Genomic DNA, 15,684 nt, shown 5'->3' with positions numbered 1-15,684 from the left:
GTACCTCCCGTGCCCGAAGGGCTACGGGGGAGTGCGCGCCTGGCGTCGCGAGCCCGGCATGATCCGGAAGACACCCGCTAGCCCTGGCGGGTTCGATAGGTGCGCATCTTGGCCCGGGCGCCGCAGACGCTCATCGAGCACCAGCGGCGGCGGCCGCCCGGGCTGCGGTCCACGTAGGCCCAGTGGCAGTCGGCCGCCTCGCAGGCCTTCAGGCGCGGCCAGGTGCCGTCCGCCGTCGTCGACGCGATCGCCGACGCCACCCTGGCCACCAGGGCGCCCTCGCGCGCCGGGCGGAGGCTCGCCGCGCCCGTCGCCGGGTCGACGGCGACCACCAGCGGCGCCTCGGCCAGCAGTTCCGACAGCGGCCGGACCTCGGTGTGCGACCCGTGGCCGGCGTGCGCCAGACACGCCACGCGCAGCGATTCGCGGAGTTCCCGCGCCTGCTCCAGTTCGCCCCCGGCCAGGCCGAACTCCGCCTCCAGCCGGTCTTCCCCGGTGTCGATGCTCAGCGTGTTCAGCAGCGTTTCGAGCAGCGCGAGGTCATTCATGGTTGCGACGTTACTTCCTATGCGGGAGTATGCGGTAACGCGTTACCGGTTGAGCCTCTCAAGGAGTAACCATGGCCATCGCCTCGCTCGGGACCGTCGTGCTCGACTGCCCCGACCCGCATGCCCTCGCCGCGTTCTACGCCGGACTGCTCGGCGGCGAGCCCGTCCCCGACGGCGACACCTGGGTGGAGCTCAAGGGCACCCTGCTCGCCTTCCAGGCCGCTCCCGGCCACGTACCGCCGCAGTGGCCGTCCGCCGACCACTCCCAGCAGGCGCACCTCGACCTCACCGTCGAGGACCTCGACGCCGCGGAGGCGAAGGCGCTGGACCTCGGCGCCAAGCCGCTCGACGCCGAGGACCGCGACCGGACCTGGCGGGTGTACGCCGACCCGGCCGGCCACCCGTTCTGTCTCTGCGCCTGCTAGCCCCTAGGAGGCCGGGGCCGCGCCGTCCAGCTCGGCGAGCGTCGCGTTCGACGGGCCGCGCCGGCCGCGTACGTCCCGCGCCACGGACTCGGCGTCCCGCAGCACCCGGACCGCGTTCGCCCAGGTCAGCTTGGCGAGGTCGGTCCGGGACCAGCCGCGGCCGAGGAGCTCGGCGATCAGGTTCGGGTACCCGGCCACGTCCTCCAGGCCGTCCGGGGTGAACGCGGTGCCGTCGAAGTCGCCACCGATGCCGATGTGGTCGACGCCCGCCGCCTCGCGCATGTGGTCGAGGTGGTCGGCGACGGTGGCCACCGTCGCGACGGGGCGCGGCCGGGCCTCCTCGAAGGCCGCGTGCACCTTCATGGCCTCCGGCGTGGTGTCGAGGTGGTGCAGGCCGTGCGCCCGCATGTTGTCGTCCGCGGCTGCCGTCCACTCCATCGCGGCCGGCAGCACGAACTTGGGGACGAACGTGGCCATCGCCACTCCCCCGTTGCCCGGCAGCAGCTCCAGCACGTCGTCGGGGATGTTCCGCGGGTGGTCGCAGACCGCGCGGGCCGACGAGTGGGAGAAGAGCACCGGCGCCTCGGTCGTCGCCAGCGCGTCCCGCATCGTCGTGGCGGCCACGTGCGAGAGGTCGACCAGCATGCCGAGCCGGTTCATCTCGCGGACGACCTCGCGGCCGAAGGCCGACAGGCCGCCGACGCGCGGGGCGTCCGTCGCCGAGTCCGCCCAGGCGATGTTGTCGTTGTGGGTGAGCGTCATGTAGCGCACGCCCAGCGCGTACAGCGCCCGCAGCGTCGCGAGGGAGTCGTTGATCGAGTGGCCCCCCTCGGCGCCCTTCAGCGAGGCGATCCGGCCGGCCGCGCGCGCCGCCTCCATGTCGTCGGCGGTCAGCGCCGGCGCGAGGTCGGCGGCGTACCGGACGAGGAGCTGGTCGACGACGTCGATCTGCTCCAGGGTGGCGCTGACCGCGTCGTCGCCCGCCAGGTCGGAGCGCACGTACACGGACCAGAACTGCGCGCCGACGCCGCCGGCCCGCAGCCGGCCGAGGTCCGTGTGCAGCCGGCCCGTCTGGTTCTCGGCGATGTCGAGCCGGTCGAGGTCGTAGCGGACGTGCTCCCGCAGCGCCCACGGCAGGTCGTTGTGGCCGTCTACCACGGGGTGCGCGGCGAGCAGCTCCCGCGCTTCCGCCAACAGCGCCGCGGTGTGCACGCCCGCCGCCGTCACTTCGCGAAGCCGAACGACGTCGAGCCCTCGACCTTGGCCCGCAGGCGCTTGCCCTTCTCGGTCGCCTGGGCGTTGAGATCCTGCTGGAACTCCTTCATCCGGGCGAGCACGTCGGCGTCGTGGGCGCCGACGATCCGGGCCGCGAGCAGGCCCGCGTTGCGCGCGCCGGCGACCGACACGGTCGCGACCGGCACGCCGGCCGGCATCTGCACGATGGAGAGCAGCGAGTCCATGCCGTCGAGGTACTTCAGCGGCACCGGGACGCCGATCACCGGGAGCGGCGTGACCGAGGCGAGCATGCCCGGCAGGTGGGCGGCGCCGCCGGCGCCCGCGATGATCGCCTTCAGGCCGCGGTCGGCGGCGTCCTCGCCGTACGCGATCATCTCGCGCGGCATCCGGTGCGCGGAGAGGACGTTGACCTCGTACGGGATCTCGAACTCGTCCAGGGCCTGGGCCGCGGCCTCCATGACGGTCCAGTCGGAGTCGGACCCCATGGCGATGCCAATGAGCGGATTACTCAACGATCGTTCCTCGCAGGTAGCCGGCGGCGTGGCGCGCGCGCTCCAGCACGTCGTCCAGGTCGTCGCCGTAGGTGTTGACGTGCCCGACCTTGCGGCCGGGCTTCACGTCCTTGCCGTACATATGGATCTTGAGCTGCGGGTCCCGGGCCATGCAGTGCAGGTAGGCCGCGTACATGTCCGGGAAGTCACCGCCCAGAACATTGCACATGACCGTCCACGGGGCACGCGGGCGCGGGTCGCCCAGCGGCAGGTCGAGGACGGCCCGGACGTGGTTGGCGAACTGCGAGGTGATCGCGCCGTCCTGCGTCCAGTGGCCGGAGTTGTGGGGCCGCATGGCCAGCTCGTTGACGAGGATGCGGCCGTCCCTGGTCTCGAACAGCTCGACCGCGAGGTGGCCGACGACGCCGAGCTCCTTGCCGATCCGCAGCGCCAGCTCCTGTGCCTGGCCGGACAGCTCCTCGGAGAGGCCGGGCGCGGGCGCGATGACCGTGTCGCAGACGCCGTCGACCTGCTGGGACTCGACGACCGGGTAGGCGACGGCCTGGCCGTGCGGGGAGCGCACGATGTTGGCCGCCAGCTCGCGGACGTAGTCGACCTTCTCCTCGGCGAGGACGCCGACGCCCGCCAGGAACGGGTCGCGGGCATCCTCCTCGGAGCGGACGAACCACACGCCCTTGCCGTCGTACCCGCCGCGCACCGTCTTCAGGATGATCGGGAAGCCGCCGACCTCGGCGGCGAAGGCCGCCGCGTCGGCCGGGTCCGCCACCAGGCGGTGCCGCGGGCTGGGCGCGCCGATCTCGTCGAGCTTCGCCCGCATCACCCCCTTGTCCTGGGCGTGCACCAGGGCGCCGAGCCCGGGGCGGACGACGACACCGTCCGCCTCCAGGGCCTTCAGGTGCTCCGCGGGCACGTGCTCGTGATCGAAGGTGATCACGTCGCAGCCGCGCGCGAAGTCACGCAGCGTGTCCAGGTCGCGATAGTCGCCGACGACGACCTCGCTGACCACCTGGGCCGCCGAGTCCTGGGGAGTGTCACTGAGGAGCTTGAACTTGATGCCGAGGGGGATGCCTGCCTCGTGTGTCATACGAGCGAGCTGTCCGCCGCCGACCATGCCGACTACCGGGAACGTCACCCTCTTAGGGTATCCGCCCAGCCGGGGAGCCTCGTCCGGCTGTGCGTTTCGACAGGCGGGGCGGGGGATTGCGGTGTCCACAGGCGGTCGCGGGGGCCGGTCGTTAGCATGGCTGGGTTGACGAATCCGATCGGACGGGGCGAGCAATCACCATGAGTGAACGAAGCGCACTGCGTGTGCGGCTCGACCGGCTGGCACGTGAGTTCGCGAAGTTCGGTGCGGTGGGCGGGGTCGGGCTCCTCGTGGACCTCGGCGTCTTCAACCTCGTCCGGCACGTCACGGAGCTGCCCGTCGTCCGGGCCAGCGTGATCGCCACGGTCGTCGCGATCGCGTTCAACTACGTGGGCTTCCGGTACTTCACGTACAAGGACCGCGACAAGAGCCGCCGGACCCGCGAGCTGACCCTGTTCTTCGTGTTCAGCGCCATCGGCCTGGTGATCCAGAACGGACTTCTGTACGCGGCGACCTACGGCTTCGGCTGGGACACCCCGCTGCAGAGCAACTTCTTCAAGTTCTTCGGCATCGGCGTGGCCACCCTGTTCCGCTTCTGGTCGTACCGGACCTGGGTCTTCCGCGCCCTGCCGGAGCCCGAGGTCGTGCACACGTCGGAATCGCTCCTGGGGCAGACCCCGAAGCAGGCGGTACGCCCCCAGCCGGACCGCGTCGCCTGACCCCGGCGGCCCGACCCGTCCGTCGCTAGCGGACCGGGCGCTCCCGCTCCGCCCTGCGGCCGCGGACCTCGCGGCCGAGGAACAGGGCGAAGACCGGTGGATGCTGCTGGAGCAGCTCCAGACGGCCGCCGTCGGCCTCCGCGAGGTCGCGGGCCACGGCCAGGCCGATGCCGGTGGAGCTGCGGCCGCTGACGGCACGCTCGAAGATCCGCGCGCCGAGGTCGGCGGGGACGCCGGGGCCCTCGTCGGTGACCTCGATCACGGACTGGTTGCCGGTGACCCGGGTCCGCAGGGCGACGGTGCCGCCGCCGTGCATGAGCGAGTTCTCGATCAGCGCCGCGAGCACCTGGGCGACCGCGCCCGGGGTGCCGACGGCCCGCATGCCCTGCTTGCCGGAGTGGACGATGGCCCGGCCCGCGCTGCGGTAGGCGGGGCGCCACTCCTCGATCTGCTGCTTGACGACCTCGTCGAGGTCGAAGGCGACGGCGGAGCCGGTCCGCGGGTCGCGCGAGTTGGTGAGCAGCCGCTCGACCACGTCGGTGAGCCGCTCGACCTGGGTGAGCGCGATGGTCGCCTCCTCCCGGACGGTGTCGAGGTCGTCGGCGACGGCCACCTCCTCCAGGCGCATGGACAGCGCGGTGAGCGGGGTCCGCAGCTGGTGCGAGGCGTCCGCGGCGAGCCGGCGTTCGGCGGTGAGCATCCGGGCGATCCGCTCGGCGGAGGCGTCCAGGACGTCGGCGACCCGGTCGAGTTCGGGGACGCCGTACCGCCTGTGGCGGGGGCGCGGGTCGCCGGAGCCGAGCCGCTCGGCGGTCTCGGCGAGGTCGGTGAGCGGTGAGGTGAGCCGGTTGGCCTGGCGTACCGCGAGCAGCACGGCGGCGATGACCGCGAGCAGGGCGACGGCGCCGATGATCAGCAGGGTCCGGCCGACCTCGGAGGTGATGGTGGAGCGGGACTCCTCGACGGTGACGGTCTCGCCGCGCTCGCCGCGGGCGCTGCCCCGGATGACGCCGCCCTCGGGCTTGGTGCCGATCTCGATGGCCTCGCGGCCGGGGATCTCGATCAGCGCGTACCGCTTGGCGCCGCTCTGCTCGGCGAGGATGTCCGGGTTGACCGGCTCCCCGCCGAAGAGCCGGCTGTCGACGATGGAGACCAGCCGGAGCGCCTCGACGTCCACGGACTCCTGGGCTGCGGCGGTGATGGTCCGGGCCTCGACGATCACCAGGGAGACCCCGAAGACGGCGATGACGACGAGCACCACGGCCAGCGTGGAGTTGATCAGCCTGCGGCGCACGAGGGGCGGGTCCTAGCTCTTTTCGAAGCGGAAGCCGACGCCGCGGACGGTCGCGATGTAGCGGGGGTTGGCCGCGTCGTCGCCGAGCTTCTTGCGGAGCCAGGAGATGTGCATGTCGAGCGTCTTGGTGGAGGACCACCAGGTGGTGTCCCAGACCTCGCGCATGAGCTGGTCGCGGGTGACGACCCGGCCCGCGTCGCGCACCAGGACGCGCAGCAGGTCGAACTCCTTGGCGGTGAGCTGGAGCTCCTCGTCGCCCATCCAGGCGCGGTGCGACTCGACGTCGATGCGCACGCCGTGGGTGGCGGGCGGGACGACGGGCTCGGTGGCGCCGCGCCGGAGCAGGGCCCGGACCCGGGCGAGCAGTTCGGCGAGCCGGAACGGCTTGGTGACGTAGTCGTCGGCGCCGGCGTCGAGTCCGACGACGGTGTCGACCTCGTCGGCACGGGCGGTGAGCACCAGGATCGGCACGGTGTGGCCCTCGGCACGGAGCCTGCGGGCGACCTCCAGGCCGTCCATGCCGGGCAGGCCCAGGTCGAGCACGACCAGGTCGACGCCGCCCTGCAGTCCGGTGTCGAGGGCGGTCGGCCCGTCCTCGCGCACCTCGACCTCGTACCCCTCTCTCCGCAGCGCGCGGGCCAGCGGCTCCGAGATGGATGCGTCGTCCTCGGCGAGCAGTACACGGGTCATGGGGTGATGGTAGTCCGCGGACGCCCGCCCCCGGAGGGAGATCCGGCGCGCCTGCAAGTCCGGGTGTGCAACCTGATCATGACCTTCGAATGGGTGATGTTGGTTCCTCGTTCACCTGTGATCCATGTCTCAAGTCCTTCCATATCCGGCACTGTCGTGTCGTATGGTGGCGAGACGTCTGTACCACTGACGACGAGACCTTTGGCCACTTTCTTCGCCAAGCGTCTCTTTCCTGCACGAGGCGGCTGCTGCCGGCCTCGGAGGACCGTGAACGCGCCGCCGCACCCAAGGCGCGCGTCCCGAAAGCAAGGATCGACCTCATGGCGTCCAGCCTGACGAAGCCTTCTGCCGGAACCGCTGGTTCCGAGAAGACCTTCTTCGGCCACCCCCGCGGACTGGCCACCCTCTTCATGACCGAGATGTGGGAGCGCTTCTCCTACTACGGCATGCGCGCCCTTCTGGTGCTGTACCTGGTCTCGGGCGGCGCCGACGCCGCGACGGGCAGCCAGGGCGGCGGCCTCATGATGACCGCGGCGACCGCGACGGCGATCTACTCCGTCTACGTCTCGATGGTCTACCTGATGGCCATGCCCGGCGGCTGGTTCGGTGACCGCGTGTGGGGTGCCCGCAAGACGGTCGCCATCGCCGGCGCCGTGATCATGGTGGGTCACCTCTCCCTCGCCATCCCCGGCCAGGCGATGTTCTTCGTCGGTCTGGCGCTCGTCGCCGCCGGCTCCGGTCTGCTGAAGGCCAACATCTCCACGATGGTCGGCCACCTCTACGACGGCCCGGACGACCCGCGCCGTGACGGTGGCTTCACGCTCTTCTACATCGGCATCAACCTCGGTGCGTTCGTGGCGCCGTTCGTCATCGGCACCGTCGGTGAGAACGTCAACTGGCACCTCGGCTTCGCGCTCGCCGCGCTCGGCATGGCGCTGGGTCTGGTCCAGTTCCTGCTCGGCACCAAGCACCTGAGCCCGAAGAGCAACATCGTCCCGAACCCGCTCAGCGCCGAGGAGCGCAAGAGCATCCTGGTCAAGGTCTTCGGCACGCTCGCGGTCGTCGCCGCCTTCTACGGCGTCGTCGTCGCCATGGGCGCGTACACGCTGAACTGGGCGCTCGTCCCGATCACCCTCGCCGGCCTGATCATCCCGGTCGCCGTTCTGGTCCGCATCAAGCGCGACAAGGACCTCAGCAAGACCGAGCAGTCGAAGATGTCCGGCTACATCTGGTTCTTCGTGGCCGCCGCCGTCTTCTGGATGATCTACGACCAGGGCGGTTCGACCCTGTCGCTGTTCGCCGACGGCAAGACCGCCGACACCGTGTTCGGCTTCGGCTTCCCGGCCACCTGGTACCAGTCGCTGAACCCGCTCTTCGTGATGGCGCTCGCGCCGGTCTTCGCGTGGCTGTGGCTGTGGCTGTCCCGCCGCAACAAGGAGCCGAACACCATCACGAAGTTCGCGATGGGTCTGGTCCTCGTCGGTGCCTCGTTCTTCGTCTTCATCGTCCCGATGAACATGGCGGGCGGCGGCGACAAGGTCTCCCCGATGTGGCTCGTGTCGATCTACATGATCCAGACCATCGGTGAGCTGTGCCTCTCTCCGGTCGGCCTCTCCGTCACGACGAAGATGGCGCCGCAGAAGTACGCCTCCCAGATGATGGGTGTCTGGTTCCTCGCCGTCACCGCCGGTGACTGCACCACGGGTCTGCTCTCGCTGGCCGGTGTGGACCTGAACGGAACAGGGATCATCGGCATGCAGGCCGCGCTCGCGGTGCTCGCCGGATTCGCGGTCTACATGTACCGCAAGAAGGTCCAGACGCTCATGGGCGACGTCCACTGACGTCACCCGTCCCGCCTCGTACGGAGGGCCGCCGCACCGGACACCGGTGCGGCGGCCCTCCGCCGTTTCCGCCGGTCAGCGCCGCAGACGCGCCCACGGGGTGAAGGTGAACACCGCGCCGCCGAGCAGGATCACCGTGCCGGCGACCAGGGCGAGGGCACGCAGCGCGCCCTCGTCCTCCGCGCCGGTCTCGGCGAGCCCGCCGCCGGAGCCGGAGCCACCGCCCGCGGCCGTGTCACCGCCGCCCGCCGCGCCCCCCGCCTGGGCGGTCGTGTCGAGCTCCAGGGACGCCTGGACGGAGCCCTTGACCTGGCACGGGATCACGATCGGCGAGCCGCCGAGCGAGACGTTGATGGTCAGCGTGCCGGGGCTGAGGGTGGACTTGCCGGTCGCGCCCGGCTTGTACGTGCCCGTCATGTCCGGCAGGTCGACCGGCTTGCCCTGCTCCAGCGGAGCGGAGTTCGCCGGTCCGTCGACCTTCACGGTGCCGCTGTCCGCGCCGCCGATCTTGACGGCCATGGACGGCTTCAGCGCGCCCGCCGGGAGCGGCGCCGGGCTGTTCATGACGCCCTTGGCGGTCTTGACGGTGAGGGCGTAGCTGCCGCCGCTCTTCTTGGCGTTGATCGTCACCTTGGAGGTGATGCTCGCCGGTCCCGGGGACTGGCAGGTGAACTGGACCGCCACCTCCTTGCCGGTGAAGTCGGTCTGACCGCCGCCCCCGCCCGAGGCCCCGCCGGCGCTCGCCGAGCCGCCGCCGGAGGCGGTGCTGCCACCACCGGAGGTGCTCGTCGAACCGCCGCCCGAGGTGCTCGTGCCACCGCCGGAGGTGCTGCTTCCGCCCGACGTGCTCGTCGAGCCGCCGGAGGTGGTCGAGCCGCCGCCGTCGGTCACCTTGATCGTGGCGCCGACCGCGACCGTCTCCTTCGGGGAGCACTTGGTGTCCGTCGACATCGGCTTGGAGACGTTGATGTTGTACTTGTCCGGCGTCAGCGTGACCTCGCCGGCCTTCTCCAGCTTCAGCTTCCCCTTCATGTCCGGCAGCTTCATCGGGCTGTTCTTGGGGATCGGCGGGTTCTGCCGCGGCCCCTCCATGTTCAGGGTGGCGGTCACCGCGCCGCCGACCTTGATCACGCCGGTCGGCTTGACGGTGTCCTTGTCCAGGTCGAGGACGTCGGGGTTCTTGGAGGCGGCCTCGACCGTCTTCCACACCACCTCGACCTCGTCCCCCACCTTCGCCTCGGCCGGGGCGGTGATCTCCACCTTCGTCGTGCCCTGGACCGGCGGCATGCCGGAGATGGCCGGCGGAATGCACTCGGTCTTGTACGAGACCTCGGCGGCCTGGGCGGGCGCGGCGGACAGCAGGATTCCCGCACCGCCGAGCATCAGCGCGACTCCGGCCGCGCTCACCCTCCGTTGCGTGCTCACGAATGTCCCTTCGTCGTGGGTCGGTTCTCTGACGGTGCGGAGTCCGGGGTGAACCACGGCAGGACCGTGGTGTCCGCGGCGCCGGCCGGGTCTCCGGCGGCCACGGGGGGCGTGGTGCGCCCGCTGGTGGTACGAGGGGGCCGCGTCCGGTGGCGGGCGCCGGTGCCCGGGCGCACCCGGTCCACCACCGCCATGCCGATGCGGAACAGCGCGGCCGGGACGACCACGGCGAGCAGCACCCAGAAGACGACCACGCCCCACGGCCGGCCGACCCCCCACGGCTGCTCGACCAGCACCTTGTCGCCGTACTTCACGGTGACCCGGTAGTCGCCGTAGGCTCCGGCCGACAGCTCGACGGGCAGCTCGACCAGGGCCTTGCGGCCGGGCTCGACGGTGCCGCGCCACTGCCGTTCCTCGTACTGCGGCGCGAACACGCCGTGGCTGGTGCCGACCTGGAAGACCGGGTCCTTCACCGGCCCGGAGCCGAGGTTGCCGACGGTGAACACGACGTTCCGCCGGGCGGGCGCGCCGAACCGGACGAGGACGCCGCTCGATCCTTCGAGCCGTACGGAGGCGAGGACGGCGAGCCGGCCGCCGCCGGTCTGCGTGGGCAGGGGGGCGGTGGGATGGCCGGCGACCGTGAACGCGACGTCCACGGCGTCCTGTCCGCCGCCGGTGACGACGGCGACGTGCACGACGCAGGGGCAGGGCGTGGGCGGTTCGGCCACCGGCATCTTCTTGCTGAACTTCCCCTCGGCGTCGGCGGTCGCGGCCCTCCCGTCGGTGTTGGCGCAGGAGTTGGTGCCGCCGATCACACCCTTCTCGGGCGTGGACTGGCCGCAGATCAGCAGCATCAGCAGCGCGCCGGGCTTCCAGCCGGCGCCGCTCACGGTGATCTCGCCGCCCTTGCCGGCCTCCTTCTGGGAGACCGTGACCTTCGGTGCCTCCGCGGCGGTCGCCGTGGCCGTCGGCAGCAGCGACAGGGCGAGTGCGGCGAGGACGAGCAGGAGGGCCCCGGTGCGGGTGGTACGCGTCGTCGTCATCGTTCCGCTCCCGCCGCCGACGTTGCCAACAGGTGCTCCTCGCTCGGTGGTTCGGCAGATGGTTCGGCAGGTTGTTCCGTGGCCTTACGGCGGCGCCGGAGCAGCGCGTACCCGGCCGTGGCCACGGACGCGAGCAGCGCCGCGGCGAGCGTGCCGACGGCGCCGGCGGAGGCGAACCGGGCCTCGGCGCGGGCCGCCGCGTGGGCCCCGTCGGCCGCGGTGACGCCCAGCCGGACGGTGACCGCGTCGAGGGCGGGGCGGTCCGGCCAGGGCTCGGTGAGCGCGCGCCGCTCGCCCGGGCGCAGGGTGACGGGCAGGTCGCGCGCGGGGCGGTCGAGGGCGGTACCGAGGACGCCGTCGGCGCGTACGGAGAGACGGGGCGTCAGCGCGGTGTTGCCGCGGTTGACCAGGACGTAGTGGATCGTGCCGGAGTCGTCGACACGGACCCGCTCCACGGTGAGCGCGGCCAGCCGGGGGCCGTTCACCCGCAGATGGATCCGCACCCGGGCCTCGTGGCTGCCGTCCGTCACGACGACGGCGCCGGTCCGCTCGCCCGGCACGGCGTCGGCGGGCACGGTCACCGCGAAGGGGATGTCGGCGCGGGTCCGGGCCGGGACGGTCACCGCACGGGCGGCCGGCGCGAGCACGGCGGCGGTGCCCGTACGCGTGGCGTCCGCGGCGGTGAGCTGTACCGTCACCGGCCGCGTACCGGAGTTGGTCACCGACACGGTGTCCTGCAGGACGCTGCCCACCCCGCCCTCCAGATAGACGTACGGCCGTCCGGCGGCCGGTCCCGCCGTCCACGCCGGCCGTGCGTCCGCCGCCGCCGGGGCGGTCAGCGCGAGGCACAGCAGCGCGGCGGCGGGTGCGGCCGCGTCCCGCGCGCGCATCAGCGCGCCGTGCGCCGGGTGAGCCAGAGCACTCCGGCCGCGCCCGTCAGCAGCACGGTGCCGCCGAGGGTGCCCAGCGCCATCGCGGAGTCGAGCGGGCCGGTCTTCGGCAGTTCGCCGCCGCCCGAGTCGTCGCCACCGCCACCGCCCCCGCCCGAGGCGGTCACGTCGAGTTCGAGGGACGGCTTCGGGTTGTTCTTGGGCGTACAGGTGGCCGCGTCCATCCCCAGGGCGTGGACGGTGAGCACACCGGCCGTGAAGGTGACCTTGCCGCTCTTCCTCGGCTTGTACGTGCCGGTCAGCTCGCCGATCTTGATCGGGGTGTTGGGCGGGATCTTCTCGGCGTTGGGCACGCCGGTCACCTTCACCGTGCCGTTGTCGGCGCCGCCGAGGACGAGCTCGGCGCGGGGCTTCATGACCCCCTTGGGCAGCTCGATGGGGCTGTCGGAGACGCCCTTCTCGAAGGACATGGTGACCGTGTAGCCGTCGCCGCTCTTGACCGCCTTGACGTCGACGGGCGACACGGCGCTCTTCGGGCCGATCTTCGTCTGGCAGCCGTAGTTCACGTCGACCACTTCGGCGTACGCGGCGGAGGCGGCCGTCAGCACCGCCGAGCCCGCCAGTGCCGCGGACAGTATCGCTGCGGCGGCCGTCCTCTTCCGGTTGGACACTTCGAGCACCCCTCACGCCGGGCGTCGCACCGCCGAAGTTACTGACGGCACATCAGATTGGGCGCTCAAGGTACGCCCGGGGCCTTGTCGAGGGAAGACAAAGAGCGCGCCGTATTGACGCGCTCCTCAACAACTCCACAAGCCCCAGCGCTTGTTCGATTCGACACCCCTACTGCGGGGCGGCAAGCTCCGCCCACACCGTCTTGCCCGGCGCGCCCGGGGTGCGCTCCACGCCCCAGTCGAGGCAGAGCCGCTGGACGATGAACATGCCGTGCCCGCCCGGCCGGCCGGCCCGGTGCGGGGTGCGCGGCGCGGGCTGCCCGGCGCCGCGGTCGACGACCTCCAGGCGGAGCACCTTCGAGCCGCGGGCGATCCGGAGCCGCTCGGGACCCTCGGCGTGGAGGCAGGCGTTGGTCACCAGCTCGGAGACGACGAGGAGGACGTCCTCGGCGGCCGCTCTGCGGTCGGCGGTGGCGGCGGGCAGCCAGCCCCAGTCGCGCAGCACCTGCCGCGCGAAGTCACGGGCGAGCGGAACGACACCGGGCGCGTCGCCGAGGGCGAGCGTGCGCACCTCAAGGGCGACGTCGCCGGTACCGGCAGCAGTGTCCATCAGCGCTTCACCTCACCGATTCACCGAACGACCTAGGACCAAGAGCAGAGCCGGGGCTCTCCTGCCCCGGCGTGTCACGACAACACCCGTTTTCTCAGTCGGCGAGCGCCGCGTCGAGGGAGTCGTGGACGGTGAAGACTGCGTCCGCACCGGTGATCTCGAAGACCCGGGCCACCGCGGGCCGCATCCCCGAGAGATGGACGCCACCCCCGGCCGCCTCGGCCTTCAGGCGGGCTCCGAGGAGGACGTTGAGTCCGGTGGAGTCGCAGAAGTCGAGCCCGGAGCAGTCGACCACGAGGCGTGAACGACCCTCGCCGAGGGCGTCGTGGAGTGGCGTACGCAACAGATCGGCGGTGTGGTGATCGAGCTCACCCACCGGCTTGACGATCTCGCTCACACCCAGGGTCCGTGCCTCGACCCGAAGCCGGGCCGGTCGCGCGCGGCCCACGGTCTGGCGGTCCATGCCCGTGCCTCTTCTCGCTCTCCGGATGCCGGTTGACGCTCGAAGAACCATACAAGTGGAGCGCCCTTCCCGACACCCGGACTCCACCATGAACCCTTCCAAAGTGGACATTTGGGACTTGCAACGATCCCTGCGGAGCGGGTAGGCCTTGTAGGGACACCCGAACACGACCGGCTTTGGAGGCGCCGCAAACCGCAGCGAACGAATCATGATGGAGGAGACCATGTCACCCCGGCTCGACGCCTCGCGTTCCCCCCACGCGCCGTCGACGACTCCGCCCGCAGCGCACGATCTCCCGGAACTCGCGGAGATCCACTCGTTCGAGCAGGTCGCCCCGCTCGACGCGCGCGCCCTGTCGAAGACCCTCTTCGCCCGCCTCGAAGCACTCGAGGAAGGCACCCACGAGTACGCCTACGTCCGCAACACCCTGGTGGAACTGAACCTCGCCCTGGTGAAGTTCGCCGCCTCCCGGTTCCGCACCCGCAGCGAACCGATGGAGGACATCGTCCAGGTCGGCACCATCGGCCTCATCAAGGCCATCGACCGCTTCGACCTGAGCAGGAACGTCGAGTTCCCGACCTTCGCGATGCCGACCATCATCGGCGAGATCAAGCGCTTCTTCCGAGACACCTCCTGGTCCGTGCGCGTACCGCGCCGACTCCAGGAACTCCGCCTCGACCTGGCCCGGGCCGGCGACGAACTCGCGCAGCGGCTCGACCGCGCGCCCACCGTCGAGGAACTGGCCGCCGAACTCGGCATCGGCCACGACGAGGTCGTCGAGGGCATGGCCGCGAGCAACGCGTACACCGCGAGCTCGCTCGACGCCCAGCCCGAGGAGGACGAGACCGAGGGCACGCTCGCCGACCGCATCGGCTACGAGGACCACGGACTCGAGGGCATCGAGTACGTCGAGTCCCTGAAGCCGATGATCGCGGCGCTGCCGGCCCGCGACAGGAAGATCCTGTCGCTGCGGTTCACCGCGGGCATGACGCAGTCCGAGATCGGCGAGGAGCTGGGCATCTCGCAGATGCACGTGTCGCGGCTGCTCGCCCGCACCCTCGGACGGCTGCGGAAGGGTCTGACCCTGGAGGAGTGAGGACTCCCCCCTGCCTCGTCAACTGCCGGGCGCCTTTGCGTGATTGACGGAGCCGTCCGGAACGGGCTCCATCGAGCCCGGGGTTCAGGGGGGAATCGCCATGGTCTTCTTCGTAGTGCTCGCGGCCGGTGCAGGCACCGCTCGACCCGTGCGACGGCTCGGTCGACACGGCGGCGGTGCCCGACGCGGCGCCCGGTCAGGACTGAGTGCGCTCCACCGGGATCCACAGCTCCGCGTCCGCCTCGGCGCCGCCCGGAGCGAGGCGGACCGAGAGGATCTCCGGGCCCGGCCGGCTGTGGTACGGGTTGGACGGGAACCACTGGGTGAAGACGTCCCGCCAGAGGTGCTGGAGGGACTCGGGGAACGGGCCGGAGTGGTCGAAGACGGCCCAGGTGCCGGCCGGGACGACGAGTTCGTCCAGGTCGTCCGGGGCCTCCGCGCCCGTCACCACCCCGTGGTAGTAGTCGAGTTCGGTGCCCTCGGCCCGGCTGGGGTCGAGGTCGTCGCTCACTCCGACGATGCCCTTCGGCTCCTGGTCGGACAGCGCGGCGATGCGCTGCACCGTCTCCTGGCCGATGCCGCGGACGAAGTCCGCGATGGCGGTGTTCGGGCCCTCGTGGACGAGCGGGACGCGGGCCTTCCGCCCGACGATCCGGAACTGCTCCTTCTGCACGACGCGATACCGCATGGTGCTCCTTCCTTCGATGACGAGACGGAAGGAGATCCGCTGCTGGGCCCGCAGCGCGGCGCCGGTCCGCCGGGCGTCGCCCGGGCCGATCCCGTGCACGGCCCGGAACGCCCGCGCGAACGCCTCGCCGGAGCCGTAGCCGTACCGCACGGCGATCTCCAGCAGCGTCCGCTCGCCGGCCAGCACCTCGGCGCCCGCGACGGTGAGCCTCCTGCGCCGGACGTACTCGGACAGCGGCATCCCCGCCAGCGCCGAGAACATCCGACGGAAGTGGTACTCCGACGTCGTCGCGATCCGCGCCAGCGCGGCCACCTCGATCGTCCCGTCGAGATGCGCCTCGATGTGGTCGAGCGCCTCGTTCAGCCGGTCCAGCATCGCGGTCTCCTTCCCTGTGCCCCTCACGTTAGGAACGGGGCCCCGTACCGGACCCGACATCCTGTGCCCGGTCC

Annotated in this window: 17 protein-coding genes; 4 read left to right on the top strand and 13 right to left on the bottom strand. The window is 71.5% G+C overall.

Annotation, left to right across the window (positions count from 1 at the left end):
- Positions 1-77: 77 nt before the first annotated feature.
- Positions 78-548, bottom strand: a complete 471-nt coding sequence (locus R2D22_RS22570; RefSeq protein WP_318106472.1) for a CGNR zinc finger domain-containing protein — start codon at positions 546-548, stop codon at positions 78-80.
- A gap of 71 nt (positions 549-619) precedes the next feature.
- Here R2D22_RS22570 and R2D22_RS22565 point away from each other — a divergent pair, with 71 nt between their 5' ends.
- Positions 620-973, top strand: coding sequence for a VOC family protein (locus R2D22_RS22565; protein ID WP_318106471.1), 354 nt, complete (start codon positions 620-622; stop codon positions 971-973).
- A 3-nt stretch (positions 974-976) separates the two neighbouring features.
- Here R2D22_RS22565 and R2D22_RS22560 read toward each other — a convergent pair whose 3' ends face one another.
- From R2D22_RS22560 to R2D22_RS22550, 3 genes are read right to left on the bottom strand one after another with little or no spacing between them, the layout of a single operon-like run.
- The gene (locus R2D22_RS22560; RefSeq protein ID WP_318106470.1) at positions 977-2,200 is read right to left on the bottom strand and encodes a dipeptidase; all 1,224 of its coding nucleotides are present in this window, start codon (positions 2,198-2,200) and stop codon (positions 977-979) included.
- A complete protein-coding gene (purE, locus tag R2D22_RS22555; RefSeq protein WP_318109927.1) occupies positions 2,197-2,694 on the bottom strand; it encodes a 5-(carboxyamino)imidazole ribonucleotide mutase in 498 nt (165 codons plus the stop codon). The genes R2D22_RS22560 and purE overlap by 4 nt, the downstream gene beginning before the upstream one ends.
- A gap of 19 nt (positions 2,695-2,713) precedes the next feature.
- Positions 2,714-3,832, bottom strand: a complete 1,119-nt coding sequence (locus tag R2D22_RS22550) for a 5-(carboxyamino)imidazole ribonucleotide synthase (protein WP_411977156.1) — start codon at positions 3,830-3,832, stop codon at positions 2,714-2,716.
- 173 nt (positions 3,833-4,005) lie between these two features.
- Here R2D22_RS22550 and R2D22_RS22545 point away from each other — a divergent pair, with 173 nt between their 5' ends.
- Positions 4,006-4,524 (top strand): GtrA family protein, encoded by a 519-nt coding sequence (locus tag R2D22_RS22545; RefSeq protein WP_318106469.1) that lies wholly within the window; start codon positions 4,006-4,008, stop codon positions 4,522-4,524.
- A 25-nt stretch (positions 4,525-4,549) separates the two neighbouring features.
- On the opposite strand, the gene R2D22_RS22540 is transcribed toward R2D22_RS22545, so the two are convergent.
- Positions 4,550-5,818, bottom strand: a complete 1,269-nt coding sequence (locus R2D22_RS22540) for an ATP-binding protein (RefSeq protein ID WP_318106468.1) — start codon at positions 5,816-5,818, stop codon at positions 4,550-4,552.
- 12 nt (positions 5,819-5,830) lie between these two features.
- Positions 5,831-6,508 (bottom strand): response regulator transcription factor, encoded by a 678-nt coding sequence (locus R2D22_RS22535; RefSeq protein WP_318106467.1) that lies wholly within the window; start codon positions 6,506-6,508, stop codon positions 5,831-5,833.
- A 320-nt stretch (positions 6,509-6,828) separates the two neighbouring features.
- On the opposite strand from R2D22_RS22535, the gene R2D22_RS22530 reads away from it, so the two are divergent.
- Positions 6,829-8,349 carry a peptide MFS transporter gene (locus R2D22_RS22530; protein WP_318106466.1) on the top strand — a complete coding sequence of 507 codons (1,521 nt, stop codon included), beginning with the start codon at positions 6,829-6,831 and terminating at the stop codon, positions 8,347-8,349.
- Between the two features lie 75 nt (positions 8,350-8,424).
- Here R2D22_RS22530 and R2D22_RS22525 read toward each other — a convergent pair whose 3' ends face one another.
- From R2D22_RS22525 to R2D22_RS22500, 6 genes are all read right to left on the bottom strand, one after another.
- The gene (locus R2D22_RS22525; RefSeq protein WP_318109924.1) at positions 8,425-9,732 is read right to left on the bottom strand and encodes a hypothetical protein; all 1,308 of its coding nucleotides are present in this window, start codon (positions 9,730-9,732) and stop codon (positions 8,425-8,427) included.
- Between the two features lie 38 nt (positions 9,733-9,770).
- Positions 9,771-10,817, bottom strand: a complete 1,047-nt coding sequence (locus R2D22_RS22520) for a hypothetical protein (protein ID WP_318106465.1) — start codon at positions 10,815-10,817, stop codon at positions 9,771-9,773.
- A complete protein-coding gene (locus R2D22_RS22515; protein ID WP_318106464.1) occupies positions 10,814-11,707 on the bottom strand; it encodes a COG1470 family protein in 894 nt (297 codons plus the stop codon). The genes R2D22_RS22520 and R2D22_RS22515 overlap by 4 nt, the downstream gene beginning before the upstream one ends.
- Entirely contained in the window at positions 11,707-12,378 is a 672-nt protein-coding gene (locus tag R2D22_RS22510) for a peptidase (protein WP_318106463.1), read from the bottom strand. The genes R2D22_RS22515 and R2D22_RS22510 overlap by 1 nt, the downstream gene beginning before the upstream one ends.
- A gap of 169 nt (positions 12,379-12,547) precedes the next feature.
- A complete protein-coding gene (locus R2D22_RS22505) occupies positions 12,548-12,988 on the bottom strand; it encodes an ATP-binding protein (protein WP_318106462.1) in 441 nt (146 codons plus the stop codon).
- A 94-nt stretch (positions 12,989-13,082) separates the two neighbouring features.
- The gene (locus R2D22_RS22500; RefSeq protein ID WP_318106461.1) at positions 13,083-13,451 is read right to left on the bottom strand and encodes an STAS domain-containing protein; all 369 of its coding nucleotides are present in this window, start codon (positions 13,449-13,451) and stop codon (positions 13,083-13,085) included.
- Between the two features lie 223 nt (positions 13,452-13,674).
- Between R2D22_RS22500 and R2D22_RS22495 the strand changes: the two genes are divergently transcribed.
- Positions 13,675-14,547, top strand: a complete 873-nt coding sequence (locus tag R2D22_RS22495; RefSeq protein WP_318106460.1) for an RNA polymerase sigma factor SigF — start codon at positions 13,675-13,677, stop codon at positions 14,545-14,547.
- A 196-nt stretch (positions 14,548-14,743) separates the two neighbouring features.
- Here the strand turns inward: R2D22_RS22495 and R2D22_RS22490 are convergent, their stop codons facing one another.
- A complete protein-coding gene (locus tag R2D22_RS22490; protein ID WP_318106459.1) occupies positions 14,744-15,610 on the bottom strand; it encodes an AraC family transcriptional regulator in 867 nt (288 codons plus the stop codon).
- Between the last annotated feature and the right edge of the window lie 74 nt (positions 15,611-15,684).

The sequence above is a fragment of the Streptomyces sp. HUAS YS2 genome, from assembly GCF_033343995.1.
Taxonomy (GTDB): Bacteria; Actinomycetota; Actinomycetes; order Streptomycetales; family Streptomycetaceae; genus Streptomyces; species Streptomyces solicathayae.
The sequence above is the reverse complement of the archived record's forward strand: the minus strand, read 5'-3'. Positions and strand labels throughout refer to the sequence as shown.

Bases quoted from the DNA above. Each gene is read 5' to 3' on its own strand.
- R2D22_RS22570 (WP_318106472.1), bottom strand. From the start codon at position 548: ATGAATGACCTCGCGCTGCTCGAAACGCTGCTGAACACGCTGAGCATC.
- R2D22_RS22565 (WP_318106471.1), top strand. From the start codon at position 620: ATGGCCATCGCCTCGCTCGGGACCGTCGTGCTCGACTGCCCCGACCCG.
- purE (WP_318109927.1), bottom strand. From the start codon at position 2,694: ATGGGGTCCGACTCCGACTGGACCGTCATGGAGGCCGCGGCCCAGGCC.
- R2D22_RS22550 (WP_411977156.1), bottom strand. From the start codon at position 3,832: ATGGTCGGCGGCGGACAGCTCGCTCGTATGACACACGAGGCAGGCATC.
- R2D22_RS22545 (WP_318106469.1), top strand. From the start codon at position 4,006: ATGAGTGAACGAAGCGCACTGCGTGTGCGGCTCGACCGGCTGGCACGT.
- R2D22_RS22535 (WP_318106467.1), bottom strand. From the start codon at position 6,508: ATGACCCGTGTACTGCTCGCCGAGGACGACGCATCCATCTCGGAGCCG.
- R2D22_RS22530 (WP_318106466.1), top strand. From the start codon at position 6,829: ATGGCGTCCAGCCTGACGAAGCCTTCTGCCGGAACCGCTGGTTCCGAG.
- R2D22_RS22525 (WP_318109924.1), bottom strand. From the start codon at position 9,732: ATGCTCGGCGGTGCGGGAATCCTGCTGTCCGCCGCGCCCGCCCAGGCC.
- R2D22_RS22520 (WP_318106465.1), bottom strand. From the start codon at position 10,817: ATGACGACGACGCGTACCACCCGCACCGGGGCCCTCCTGCTCGTCCTC.
- R2D22_RS22515 (WP_318106464.1), bottom strand. From the start codon at position 11,707: ATGCGCGCGCGGGACGCGGCCGCACCCGCCGCCGCGCTGCTGTGCCTC.
- R2D22_RS22505 (WP_318106462.1), bottom strand. From the start codon at position 12,988: ATGGACACTGCTGCCGGTACCGGCGACGTCGCCCTTGAGGTGCGCACG.
- R2D22_RS22500 (WP_318106461.1), bottom strand. From the start codon at position 13,451: ATGGACCGCCAGACCGTGGGCCGCGCGCGACCGGCCCGGCTTCGGGTC.
- R2D22_RS22495 (WP_318106460.1), top strand. From the start codon at position 13,675: ATGTCACCCCGGCTCGACGCCTCGCGTTCCCCCCACGCGCCGTCGACG.
- R2D22_RS22490 (WP_318106459.1), bottom strand. From the start codon at position 15,610: ATGCTGGACCGGCTGAACGAGGCGCTCGACCACATCGAGGCGCATCTC.